The 12683-nt window shown below is 77.2% G+C and carries 9 protein-coding genes; 1 reads left to right on the forward strand and 8 read right to left on the reverse strand.

What is annotated here, in order from left to right:
- Positions 1–98: 98 nt before the first annotated feature.
- Complete coding sequence (locus tag AB0C78_RS32580; RefSeq protein ID WP_360755383.1) at positions 99–1076, reverse strand: phosphotriesterase-related protein; 978 nt, start codon at positions 1074–1076, stop codon at positions 99–101.
- Positions 1077–1177: 101 nt separating this feature from the next.
- Between AB0C78_RS32580 and AB0C78_RS32585 the strand changes: the two genes are divergently transcribed.
- Entirely contained in the window at positions 1178–1819 is a 642-nt protein-coding gene (locus AB0C78_RS32585; RefSeq protein WP_360755385.1) for a TetR/AcrR family transcriptional regulator, read from the forward strand.
- Here AB0C78_RS32585 and AB0C78_RS32590 read toward each other — a convergent pair.
- The 7 genes from AB0C78_RS32590 to AB0C78_RS32620 form a co-directional block, all read right to left on the reverse strand.
- Positions 1816–2718, reverse strand: a complete 903-nt coding sequence (locus tag AB0C78_RS32590; protein ID WP_360755388.1) for an LLM class flavin-dependent oxidoreductase — start codon at positions 2716–2718, stop codon at positions 1816–1818. The genes AB0C78_RS32585 and AB0C78_RS32590 overlap by 4 nt on opposite strands.
- 19 nt (positions 2719–2737) lie before the next feature.
- Positions 2738–3976 (reverse strand): multidrug effflux MFS transporter, encoded by a 1239-nt coding sequence (locus AB0C78_RS32595; RefSeq protein WP_360755391.1) that lies wholly within the window; start codon positions 3974–3976, stop codon positions 2738–2740.
- Positions 3969–4577, reverse strand: a complete 609-nt coding sequence (locus AB0C78_RS32600) for a malonic semialdehyde reductase (protein WP_360755393.1) — start codon at positions 4575–4577, stop codon at positions 3969–3971. Before AB0C78_RS32600 ends, AB0C78_RS32595 begins: the two co-directional genes overlap by 8 nt.
- Before the next feature lie 128 nt (positions 4578–4705).
- Positions 4706–6430: a hypothetical protein gene (locus AB0C78_RS32605; RefSeq protein WP_360755396.1), complete on the reverse strand. Its 1725-nt coding sequence runs from the start codon at positions 6428–6430 to the stop codon at positions 4706–4708.
- A gap of 4 nt (positions 6431–6434) precedes the next feature.
- Positions 6435–8759, reverse strand: a complete 2325-nt coding sequence (locus AB0C78_RS32610; protein ID WP_360755398.1) for a hypothetical protein — start codon at positions 8757–8759, stop codon at positions 6435–6437.
- Positions 8756–10000, reverse strand: a complete 1245-nt coding sequence (locus AB0C78_RS32615; RefSeq protein ID WP_360755401.1) for a hypothetical protein — start codon at positions 9998–10000, stop codon at positions 8756–8758. Before AB0C78_RS32615 ends, AB0C78_RS32610 begins: the two co-directional genes overlap by 4 nt.
- Positions 10000–12669, reverse strand: coding sequence for a hypothetical protein (locus AB0C78_RS32620; protein WP_360755403.1), 2670 nt, complete (start codon positions 12667–12669; stop codon positions 10000–10002). The genes AB0C78_RS32615 and AB0C78_RS32620 overlap by 1 nt, the downstream gene beginning before the upstream one ends.
- Positions 12670–12683: the final 14 nt, after the last annotated feature.

Genomic DNA, 12683 nt, shown 5'->3' on the forward strand with positions numbered 1-12683 from the left:
CCCGCCCCGGCTCGGCGTCGCGCGCCCCCCCCCCCCCCGGCGGCGCCCGGGCGCCCGTGCTCGGCCGCCGGGCCGGGGCCCCGTCCTGGGGGGCGTTCTCAGCTCGTGAAGTACCGGCGCGGGTTCCCGACGAGCATCTGGTCGATCTGCCCGTCCGGCACGCCCGCCTCGCGCAGCGCGGGCAGCACGTCGTCGCTGATGTGCCGGTAGTTCCAGTTCGGCGCGAACGCCGGCACGGTCGCCGGGTCGGGGCCGAACCAGTCGATGAAGCAGCTCGCGTCGTGGCTGAGCACCATCCGGTCGGCGTACCCGCGCTCGCACAGCGCCGCGACGGTGCGGACCCGGTCGGCGGTCGGGTTGATCACGTCCAGGCCGAACCGGTCCATGCCGAGGATCGCGCCGGTGTCGGCCAGCTCCATCAGGTAGTCGAGGTCGTTGCTGTCCCCGGCGTGCCCGATGACGACCTTGCTGAGGTCGACGCCCTCCTTGCCGAGGATCTCCACGACCGTCCGGCCCGCGTGGATCGAGCTCTCGGTGTGCACCGTCACCGGGGCGCCCGTCTCCCGGTGCGCGCCCGCCACCGCCCGCAGCACCCGCTCGACGCCGGCGGTGAGGCCCGGGGCGTCCATCGCGCACTTCAGGAACGCGGCCTTCACGCCGGTGCCGGCGATGCCCTGCGTCAGGTCGCGGACGAAGTAGTCGATCATCGGCTCGGGGCCGTCCAGCGGCGTGCCCGGCCCCCGCAGGTGGAACTGGAACGGCACGTCGTTGTAGGTGTAGATGCCGGTGGCCACGATGATGTTCAGCTCCGGGACCTGCGCGGCGATCCGCTGCACGCGCGGGATGTACCGGCCGAGCCCCCACACGGTCGGGTCCGCGATCGTGGTGATGCCGCGCGCGGGCAGCTCCCGCAGCTTGGCCACCGCGTCGGCGACCTTCTCCTCCTCGTCCCACCAGTCGCCGGCGCCGTAGTTCTCGACGTGCTCGGTGCTGAGGCAGAAGACGTGCTCGTGCATGTACGTGCGGCCCAGGGCGGCGACGTCGACGGGTCCGCGGACGGTCTCGACTGCGGGCATCAGGGGTCTCCCTCGATCCAGGCGGGACGGGTGCATACCGACCGGTCGGTTTCTGGCAAGCTATGTCCGTGGACGCGGGCGCGTCAATGGGAGGAACGCCGATGACCGAGACCCAGCCTACGGACGCCGCGGCGGACGCGGTCGCGGATGCCGGCGCGGATTCCGCGCCGGTCCGCCGCAGTCCCGTCGAGCGGCGGATCCTGGACGCCGCGCTGCGGCTGTTCGCCGAGCGCGGCTTCGACGGGACGTCCGTGCAGGGCATCGTCGAGGCCGCCGAGGTCACCAAGGGCGCCCTCTACCACTACTTCGACTCCAAGGACGCCCTGCTCTACGAGATCTACCACTCGCTCATCGCCCGGCAGCTCGCCGACCTCGACGCCGTCCTCGCCGAGGGGCTGCCGCCGCGCGAGGCCGTCCGCCGGGTGCTGACCGGGCTGATCCTCAGCACCGCCGAGCACATCGACGAGGCGAAGGTGTTCGGCCGCGAGATGCACCGGCTCGACGACGCGCGCATGCACGCCGTCCGCGCCGACCGCCGCCGCTACCACAACACGTTCCGCGGCCTGGTGGAGCAGGGCAAGCGGGACGGCTCGTTCACCACCCCGACGCCCGCCGACACCGTCACGATCGTCGCGCTCGGCATGGTGAACCAGCTCCCGCGCTGGTACCGGACCGACGGCCCGAAGCCCGCCGCCGAACTCGCCGCCGAGGTAGCCGACTTCATCCTCGCCGCGCTCGACTAACGGCGGGTCTGGAGGGGAAGCGCTGCGTCGCGGAGGTCGGCGAGTTCGGTGTCCCAGTCGGCGGGCGGGGAGAGCGGGGCGAGGACGAACTTCGACAGGCCCGCTTCGATCAGCCGCTTGAGGTGCGTCTCCAGGCCGTCGAGGTCGGGGACGACGTCGGCGGGGTCGGCGGGGCCGCTGACCCGGCGGACGCGCGCGAACCGGGCCGCGGCCTCCTCCGGCAGGGGGCCGCGCCGGTACGGGACGACGGCGCCGAAGTGCTCCTCCTCGATCTCGCGTCCGGCGGCAGCGGCGGCGTCCTGGACCGCGATCCGGCCGCGCTCGGCCTCCGCGGGCGTGGTGAACGCGGCGAGCCAGCCGTCCGACAGCCGCCCGGTGCGGCGCAGCTCCGCGTCCGACGTCCCGCCCATCCACACGTCGAAGAAGCCCTTGACGGGGCGCGGCTCGATCCGCAGGCCGTCGTAACGGAAGCGCGGCCCGTCGTGGACGACGGCGCCGCCGGCCCAGAAGCGGCGCAGCAGCGGCAGCGCCTCCTCGAAGATCTCGGCGCGCTCCTCCCGGCGGACGCCGAAGGCCTGCTGCTCGGCGGGCAGCCGCTGGCCGAGCCCGAAGGCGGGCAGGAGCCGGCCGCGCGACAGCACGTCCAGCGAGGCGAGCTCCTTGGCGAGCAGGGCGGGGGAGCGGCCCGGCACCGTCATCACGGCGGTGCCGAGCTTGATCCTGGACGTCAGCGCCGCCGCGTGCGTGAGCACGACGACGGGGTCGAGGGTCCGCCCGGACGCCCGCTCGGAGACCCACAGGGAGTCGAAGCCCTCGCGTTCGAGGCCGAGGGCGAGGGCGGTGAGGGAGTCGGGTCCGAGGGCGCCGGACGCGGGGGCCATGCCGATGCGAACGATCACGTCCCGACCGTACGCACGGTCAGTTCGCTGACGCAACCCTCTTCGGTGCGACGGTGGCGACGGCGGCGGCGAGCAGCGAGAGCACCGCGATCGTCACCGCCATGGGCACGGCGGTGCGCGGTCCGGCGATCCCGGCGAGCGGCCCGGCGGCCCCGCCGAGCGCGAACTGCGACAGCCCGAGCAGCGCCGACGCGCTCCCGGTGACCCGCGGCGGGCGGTCCGCCAGCGCGAGCGCCGTCGCGTTCGGCATGATCAGCCCCTGCCCGGACGCGACGAGGAACAGCGCCGGCAGCACCGCGGGGAGCCCGCCCCCGGCCAGCACGGCGGCGAGCAGCAGCAGCCCGCCCGCCGCGACGGTCGCGAGCCCGGCGGCCATCAGCCGGGCCAGCGCGACGCGTCCGGCGAGCCACCCGCTGAGCTGGCCCGCCGCGACGATGCCGAGCGAGTTCACGCCGAACGCGACGCTGAACGCCTGCGGCGACAGGTGGTAGATGTCCTGCAGCACGAACGGGGAGCCGGAGATGTAGGTGAACATCGCGGCGAACGCCAGCGCGAGCGCGAGGGCGGGGCCGACGAACGACCGGTCGCGCGCCAGCGTCCCGAACGTCCGGACGGTCGCGCGCAGGCCGCCGGTCTCGCGCCGCTCCGGCGGCAGCGTCTCGCCGAGCCCGGCGAGCGTCGCCAGCAGCAGGGCGACGCCGATGCCGGTGAGCACGCCGAACACGCCGGGCCACGGCATGACCCGCAGCAGCTGCCCGCCGATGACCGGCGCGAGGATCGGCGCCAGCCCGTTGACCAGCATCAGCGTCGAGAAGAACTTCGCCGCCGCGACCCCGTCGTACAGGTCGCGGACGACGGCGCGGGCGATCACGATCCCCGCCGCGCCGGCCGCGCCCTGCACGACGCGCAGCGCGATCAGCGTCTCCACGTTCGGCGCCGCGACGCACAGCAGCGACGCGACGGCGTACGCGGCCAGCCCGATGAGCAGCGGTCTGCGGCGTCCGAGCGCGTCGCTCAGCGGGCCCGCGACGGCCTGGCCGACGGCGAGGCCGACCACGCACGCGGTCAGGGTGAGCTGCGCCTGCACCGCCCCGGTCGACAGGTCCGAGGCGACCTTCGGCAGCGCCGGCAGGTACATGTCGATCGACAGGGGCGCCATCGCGGTCAGCGCCCCCAGCACCCCGATCAGCACGATCCGCCGGTCGGGCCGGGCGGCCGCGCGCGCGGGCGCGGCCGCCCGGGCTCCGGGGTCAGACAACCTTCACCGCCTGCTCGAAGTCGAGGCGGGGGTTGCGGGGGAACCAGGCGTCCGGGCCGGGCTTGCCGGCGTTGACGACGGCGATGGCGCGCTGGTTGCCGCCGAGGAACTCCTTCTCGACGGCGGCGGCGTCGAAGCCGGCCATCGGGCCCGCGGCGAGGCCGGCGGCGCGGATGCCGAGGATGAGGTAGCCGAGCTGGATGGAGGCGTTGAAGCGCGCCATGGCGGGGCGGCCGGGGCTGTCGTGCAGGGCCTCGCGGGCGCCCTCCTTGTGCGGGAAGGTGACCGGGAGGTGCTCGTGGAAGTCCTCGTCGGCGGCGACGATGAGGGTGAGCGGCGCGGACGCGGTCTTGGCGCGATTGCCCTCGGCCATCAGCGGCAGGAGCCGCTCGCGCGCCTCGGGGGTGCGGACGGCGACGAGGCGCAGCGGCTGGGCGTTCATCGCGGTCGGCGCCCACTTGACGAGGTCGTAGATCGCGCGCAGCTGCTCGTCGGTGACGGGTTCGGCGCTGAAGGTGTTGGCGGTGCGGGCCTCGCGGAACAGCAGGTCCTGCGCGGACGCGTCGATGGCGAGCAGCCCCTCGGGCGCGATCGTCGTCATGGCTTCACCTCTCGTTCGGCTGGGGGAGCCGCGGGGTCTCCGGCTCCGAGAAGGTGTAACCGGATGACGGTACGTTATCTGCCACGTCAGGGAGTGCGATGCGTCACACCCGGGCGGGCGCCGCCGGTTCAGAACGGGAACCGCTCGGCGGCGGCCACCACGGCGCCGGTGACGGCCGCGACGGTGAGCACCGACAGCCCGCACAGCACGGCCCAGCGTCCGGCCTGGTAGCCGGCGGGGACGCGGGCCGAGCCGCGGCCGCGGACCGGCCACGGGGCGCGCAGCGGCGCGGTGCCGGGGACCTCCTGCGCGTCGCCGGCGGTGAGGGGATGGTCGCCGCCGGACGGGCCGGCGGGCGCGAGGCCGGACGCCCAGCCGAGCAGGTCGGCGACGTCGGCGGGCTCGGTGGCCAGGCCGGAGGCGAAGTAGCGGACCTGCCCGGCGACCTGGTCGAGGGTGCGGACGGTGTTGCCGAGCCCGACGCCGCCGAGCCAGGCCCGGACGTCGCCGTCGTGGCCGAGGCAGCGGCCGATCTCGGTGCGGACGAGCAGGTCGGCCTTGGTGACGATGACGGCGACGCGTTTCTGCCGGCCCTGGTCGGGGCGGGAGCGCAGGTCGTTCAGGACCCGCTGCAGGGTGTCGGCGGGGTCCTCCTCCGACGACGCGGCGGCGTGGTCGACGAGGTCCCGCTCGTCCCGGGTGAGGGCGCGGCGGACCTGGGGGAGCGCGAACGGGTCGACGACGAACAGCAGCGCCTCGCCGTGGTCCAGGTAGCGCAGCGACTCGACCTCGGTGGCGCCGGTGTAGTGCTCGCCCGCCGGGTCGAACAGGTACAGGATGCGGCGGGCGCGGCCGGGCAGGTCGACGTCGACCATGGTGGCGAGCGGCAGTTCCGGGCCGGTCTTGGCGGGCCGCCCGCCGCGCCGGAACTCGCGGATCGCGCCCGCGTACGCCTGCGCGTGCCGCTGCTCGACGAACGCCAGCCGTCCCTGGACGGACCGGGCGCGCGCGTGCAGTGCCCGGATGCCGAGGAACATGAACGTGGTCTTCCCGGCGGCGGGCCCGCCGACGAACGGCAGCGGCTCGACGCGGACGCGTCCGATGCGCTCGGGCAGCCGCCCGCCGCAGTGCGGGCAGTACGCGGCGAGCCGGAACCGGCCCAGCGGGACGGTCGTGGGCAGCCGCGCGCCGCACCGGCACACGTGCCGGAACGCCCCGGCCGCCCCGGGCGACAGGCGCTTGTGCCGGGCGCCGCATCCCGGGCACTCGTACTCGGGCAGCCCGATCCGCTCGTAGCAGAACGGGTGCGGGCAGGTCTGCAGGATCCGCCCGTACGCCATGAAGATCCGTTCGACGGCCGCGAGGACCAGCACGCACGCCAGCCACGCCGCCAGCCCTGCCGCCGCGACGACCCCGTACAGGACCGTCAGCGCCAGCACGAACGCCGCCGCCGGGACGGCCGCCGCCACGATCCCCGCGCACAGCGCCAGCCAGATCGGGAACGCGAAGAACCCCCAAAGCCCGCCGAGCAGCGTCCGGGTGAGCCGCACGACGATCCCGGACGCGATCCGGTACACCTGCGGGACGACGGTCCGGCTGATCGTCCACCAGTCCCGCCACACCTGGGCGAGCAGGTAGTTGCGGTACGCGACGTCCGGCGAGGCGACCGGGGACGGGCCGTCGAGGGCGGACGGGGCGAGGGTGCGGCAGGCGTTCAGGTAGTAGACGCCGAGCGCGGCGGCGCCCGCGACGATCAGCGTCGCGGGGAACAGCACGGGGAACACGTACCAGAACCCGAGCCACATCGCGCCGGCCCACACGGCGGCCAGAAAGAGCACGATCAGGATCTGCACGGGCTCACCTCCCCTCGTCCCCGGCGAGGAGGTCCCTCAGCGCGGCGCGCAGCTCCGGCCGGTCGGCCAGGCGCGCGTCGAGCTGCCGGGCGGCGAGCCACCGGCCCGCGGCGCCGCGCGCCCAGGCCTCCAGGTCCGGTTCGGCGACCCCGCGCGCCCGCAGCCGCAGCACGATCTCGATCAGGTCGTTGCGGCGCTCGACGTCGGCGCCGCGCAGCTGGGCGCGGCCGGCGCGGGCGCGGGCGGGCAGCTCGGCCGTCCAGCGCCCGGCGATCCGGGCCCGGACCCGCGCGGGCACCGCGGCGAGCAGCGCCGCGCGGAACGCGGGCGGGCGGCGGCACAGCCGCCGCGCGGCCGACTCGAACGCCTCTCCGGTGAGCCGCGCAGACGCTCCGCGGGCGCCCGCCAGCGCGTCCATCGCGCGCCCCGCGTCGTCGGGCCGGGAGGCGGTGATCGCGTCGGCGTAGGCGCGAACGGCGGCCGCGTCGGCGGCGGCCCGCCCGTCCGGCAGCACCGCGAGCACGCGCGCCGCGAGCCGCAGGGTCGGCGCGTCGGCGAGCGCGTCGCAGCCGAGGCGCTCGAACGTCCGCGACGGCAGGACGGCCAGCACCGGGTGGTCCGCCAGCTCCTTGCCGAACGCGTCGAGCAGGTCGACGCACTCGGTCGCGGACGGCGGCGCGGCCCACACCTCGGCGAGCGCCGCGTCACGCGCGGCGTCCCCGCAGGTCAGGCGGAGGAGGTCCGCGGTGATCGCGATGCGGCGCGGCAGGTCGCGGCGGCCGACCGAGGCGAGGACCGGCACGGCGACCGCGGGGACGGCGCGCAGGCGCTCGGCGGCGTGCTCGTAGAGCAGGTCGCACGTGCCCGCCGTCAGCGCGGCGGCGCGGTCGCGGTCCGCCGCTTCGGCGAGGCCGGTGACGGCGCCGTCGAGGAGCGCGCCGCGCGCGGACGCCGGGCAGGCCCGGAACGCGGCGGGCAGGTCGGCGGCGCCGAGGCGCGCCCGCCGCGCCGCGGCCGCCGCGAGTCCTTCCAGGTCGAGACGGGTGCCGGCGCGCGCGGCGACCGCCGCGACGGCCGCGACCTCGGCCAGGTCGGGCGCGTCCGCGAGGGCCTGCGCCACGCGCGGCTCCAGCTCGTCGGCGCGTTCCGGCAGCTCGGGCATCCGGTCCCGCGCGGCCGGGTCGGACAGGGCCAGCACCGCGATCCGCGCCGCGCAGTCCCGCGCGACGCCGGTCGCGCCCGCCGCGAGCGCGCGCTCGTGGACGGCGAGGGCCAGTTCCAGGCCCATGGACGCGACGCCCGGCGCCAGGTCGCGCCACACCCAGTCGGGGACGTCAGCGCCGGGCCGCGACAGCAGCGCCGCCGCCGCGCCCTCCTCGGCCGCCGTCACCGGGCCGTCGCGCCGGCACAGCGCCAGCAGCGTCGCGGCGCCGTCCAGCGCCGCCGGGTCGGACGGCGCCGCGCCGTCCAGGAGCGCGAGCTCGCCGAGCGCGTCGAGGGCGGGGAAGTCGGCGTCGCGCCAGCACGCCGCGACGGTCCGCGCGAAGCGGGACGTCCCGCCGCCGCCGAGGCCGGCGCGCAGGTCGACGGCCAGCGCGTGGGACGCGTGGTGCCGCACCGCGTTCCACACGTCCGGGGTGGTGCCGACGAGGCGCTGCGCGGCGCCGTCGGGGTCGGCGGTGTAGGTGGTGAACGACAGCCGCGCCGCCGCCGCGACCGGCAGCGAGTACGACACCACCGCGATCCAGCGGGCGATCAGCTCGACGTCGGCGGCGACCAGCACGATCCGGCCGTGGCCCCGGCCGAGGACCCCGGCGACCGCGTCGACCAGCCGCGCGAGGGTGCCGTACGCGTCCGGCGGCCCGGACCCGGCGGCGAGCCACGCCGCGAGTGACTCGGGGTCGAGCGCGGCGCCCGGCGCGAGGTCGTCCAGGACGCCGAGGTCGCCGTCGCCGGGCAGCGGCGTCCACAGCGGCGCGTGCCACAGCTCGGCGGGACGCAGCCCCTCCAGCTCGTCGTCGTCGGCGACCACCGCGTGCGCGAAGAAGTTGCCGTACCGGCCGGAGTAGTCGCGGCCCAGGTAGCGGCAGCGCAGCAGCAGCGGGCGCCCGTCCACCCGGTCGTACAGCAGCGAGACGGGGAACCCGTCCAGCTCGGCGTCGTCGGGGGACAGCGGCGCGTCCGGCGGCGGACGGTACGACATGTACGGCGTGACCGCCGCCCGGACCCCGTCGGGCAGGCCAGGCGTCTCGGCGACGAACTGGAACCCGGCCCGGCCGGTGGGCCCGCGCCGCGCGGAGGTGTAGTGCAGCTGCCACGCCACCGTCACGGACCTCCGGGGCGGACGCCGTCGAGCATCCCGAACCGGTACAGCAGCCACAGCAGCGGGTCCTCGGCGCGGTGCGGGCGGACGCCGCCCGCGCCGACCCGGCCGTCCTCGGGGACGCCGCCGAGCGCCGACAGCCCGAACAGCGCGTGCTCGGCGTACTGCTGCCCGAGGTAGGTGTCGAGCTGCCCGGCCTGCCACTCGTGCAGCAGCGCCCGGACCTGCTCGTTCACCGCCTCGCGGTCGTCGAGGTCGAGCACGCCCGTCCCGGCCCTGGACCGGCGCAGCGCAGACTGCCGCAGCAGGTCCGGGCGCAGCGCGTCGATCTTGGTGAGGGCGACCGCGACCGGCACCGGCAGCGGTTCGCCGGGGCGGGTGCCGTGCCGCTGCCGCAGCGCGTCGGTGACCCGCGCGATGATGTTCAGCGGCTCGCTGTCGGGGTCGTCGCCGGGCCCGCGCGGCTCCGGGACGGTGTCGGAGACCCCCGCCCGCGCGCCCGGCAGCTCCAGCGGGTCGACCAGGAAGATGATCGCGTCCGCCGCCTCCAGGTAGCGCAGGTGCAGGTCGGTGACCTCGCGGCTGCGCAGGTCCTCGCCCGCGGTGTCGAACAGCACCAGCGCGAGGGAGTCGTTGCGCGCGCGCGACCAGCGTCCGCGCCGCGTCCGGGTCAGCAGGTAGACGAGGGGTTCGCGCGGGCCGGTGGCGGCGCTCGCGGTCGTCGGCAGCAGCCGCCGCTCCTCCAGCAGCGGCCGCGCGAAGTCCCGCTTGTAGCGCTCGATGGTGCGGTCGTCGCATGCGACGAGCGAGGCGTCCAGCTCCGTGCCGACGCGGTTCATCAGCTCGTGCAGCAGCACCGCGATGTAGGTGCTCTTGCCGGCGTTCTTCGCGCCGACCAGCGCGACGATCCGGCCGGGGGAGTCGCAGTACGCCGACGGCAGCGGGTTGTGGCACTCCGGGCACGCCCGGTTCCCGGTCGGGACGCCGCACTCGGGGCAGTCGGCGCGGCCCTTGCGTCCCGGCGCGGCGAACACCGGCGGAAGCGACGCGCCCGCCGTCGATCCCGTGTAGGCGGCCAGCTTCTCGTCGAGGACGGGCGCGCAGCCCTGCCGCCGCCCCGCCTGCCCGCGGCAGCGGAACAGGATCCGCTGCGGCGCGACGGACGCGAAGCAGTACGGGCAGGTGACGCCCTGCCGGGGGAAGAGCCGCGCGGGCGCGCCCGGCAGCCGGGCGAGGGGTCTGGTCATCACGGGACCTGGAGTCGGCGGATCGGGGGATCGGTGAGTTCGATGACATCATCATCGGCGAAGCAGCGCAGCCAGTACGGCGCGGACGCGTCCGGGACGGCCACCGACAGCTCGCCCGGCACCGGCACCTGCTCCCACGTGCCGAGCGTCTCGCCGTCGCCCGCCCGGTGCGGCATCACCCGGCCGCGCCGCAGCACCAGCGACAGCCGCGCCACCCGCAGCGGCCGCGCGCAGGTGAGCCGCAGCGTCAGCGACCGCCGCCACGGCGGCCCCGACCGCTCCAGGTCGTAGCGGACGACGGTGCGCGCCGCGACCTCGGCGGTCACCGGCGGGCCGGTCACCCGCGTCCCGCCGACGGTGCCGGCCGCCGCGACGGCCACCTCGACGGGCTCGTCCTCGGGGACGGGCAGCCGGACGCCGCCCTGCGTGTCGTACGCGGCGCGGGTGACCGTCGCGTGCCGTTCCGCGTCCGGGTCGGACGGGCGGCGCGGGTCGCGGCCGATCCGGTGCGCCCCGATGCGATACACGAGGTCGACCTCCGTGACGTCCGGCGGCCAGTCGAACCCGACGTGCACGTGGTCGCCGCGCCGCTCGGCGACGAGCCGGCGCGGCGGCGGCAGGTTCACGTACCGGTGGTACGCGCCGATCGCGGCGGTTCCCTCCGCGACGGTCACGGCGAGCAGCCAGCCGCCCGCGCCGGGCCGCACCGCGAGCCCGCCCGCCGTCGGCGTGCCCGCGAGCCGCCGCGTCTCCCGCCGCACCTCCTCCACCGGGACGAGCGCGCTGCGCGGCCACGGCGGCGGCCCCGCCGACAGCACCAGCTCCGCCGTCCCGTGCGCGGGCGGCGCGAACCGCACCCGCAGCAGGCCCGGGTCGGCCGGGTCGGGCTCGGCGGACAGTTCGTACACCGGGACGGGCGGCGCGCTCGGCGTCACCGACGCCCGCACGCCCGGCGTGGCGACCTCCCGGCCCGCCGCGTCCAGGTAGACGGCGCTGATCAGGTAGTGGTGGGTGCGGCCGTTCGGCACCCGCTCGCGGAACCCGTCGCGGCCCGCCTCGACCGGCGTCCCGTCGCGGACGACGACGACCCGCGCCGCCTCCGCCGGGCACCGCCACCGGCCGGTGACCTGCCCGTCCCCGGACAGCAGCTCGACCTCGCCGGGCTCCGGCCGCACGACGACCGGGCCCGCGACGGCGGGCGGCGCGGCGGCGTCGCCGCGCACCGCGACGGCGCCGTAGTACAGCGGGACGTTCACCGGGGGCCGCTCGTCGCGCTCCCCGGTGATCGCCTCGCCGTCGCCCGCGCCGCGCGGAGGGCGCCCGGCCCGCCGCACGAGCCGGTAGCCGATCTCGCCGCCGGTCGACGGGGACGCCGCCCAGGACAGCCGCACGACGGCACCGGCCTCGCCCGTGTCGACGTCCGCGCGCAGCGCCGGAACGGGCCGAGGCGGCAGCCGGCGCTGGTGGTCGCGGGCGCCGGGCAGGTCGCGGACGAGCCGCAGCGCGTCGGCGAGCAGCCGCCACGCCCGGTCCGGGTCGGGGTCGGCGGCGGCGGTCTCGCGCAGCCGCAGCGCCGTGTCGAGGCGGTGCCGCGCCTCGGCGGCGAGCACCTCCTCCTCGGACGGCTCGCCCTCCGCGGCGGCCGCGACGCCGGACGCGTCCGCCAGCTCCGCCGCCGCGTACACCTCGCCCGCGTCCAGCAGCGACCGCAGCCGCCCGGCGAGGCCGCCGCCCGGCCCCGTCTCGCGGACGACCGCGAACACCAGCCGCCGCGCGTCCTCGGCGTGCACGCCGAGGTCCTCGGTGGCGTGCCGCAGCAGCGCCCGCTCGGACGCCCGCTGCCGGAACCGCTCCCGCAGCCGGTCCACGATGTCGTACCGGACGAGCTCGGCCAGGTCGGCGCCGGACCGCAGCGCCGCGAGGACGGTCCCGGCGTGCGTGGTGCTGGTGTCGCGGCTGCGGCGCGCCCACTCGTCGCCGGCGGCGGCGACCGCGTCCGCGTCGAGCCGCAGCGTCCCGCCGCGCAGCGCCGACGCGCCCGGCGCGCCGGGCGCCGCGGGCGCGGCGAACCCGTCCAGCACCCGGATCGGGCCCGCGATCCGCGCCCCGAACAGGAAGTCGGCCAGGTGCCGCTTGCCCAGCACGCCCAGCGACTCGCGCACCTTCCGGTACGCCGCGTACGGCGCGGCGGACGGCAGCGGGTCCGGCTCGCGGACGGCGATGCCCTCGCCGGCGGCGAGCGCCTCCAGCTCGGCGCGCGCGACCCCGCCCGTCCGGGCGATCGCCTCGACCTCGGCGGGCGTCACCATGCGCAGGAACCCGGCCGCGTCCGCCAGGCCCGCGCGGGCCTGCGCGCGGCGCCGCTCGCCGCGCTCCCGGCCGCCCGCGAGGCGCTCCTGCAGCGCCCGCAGGTCGCCGCGCCCGGCGGCGGCGAACAGCGGCGCCAGCTCCCGGTGCTCGGCCTCCAGCCGGTCGATCAGCTTGCGGTACTTCAGCTGGCCGCGCGCCCGCCGCCAGCACTGCCGCACCTGCTTCACCCGCGCCTCGACGCCCGGCCCGGACAGCGGGTCGGCCAGCGCGTACCGGACGCGCAGGTCCTCGGGCGGCTGGTCGCCCGCGGCCCGCGCCGGCTCCAGCACCTCCCGCCGGTACTCCTCGTCGAACGTCACCGCGGCGCGCCGGC

Source organism: Actinomadura sp. NPDC048394 (assembly GCF_040651755.1).
GTDB lineage: Bacteria > Actinomycetota > Actinomycetes > Streptosporangiales > Streptosporangiaceae > Spirillospora > Spirillospora montaniterrae.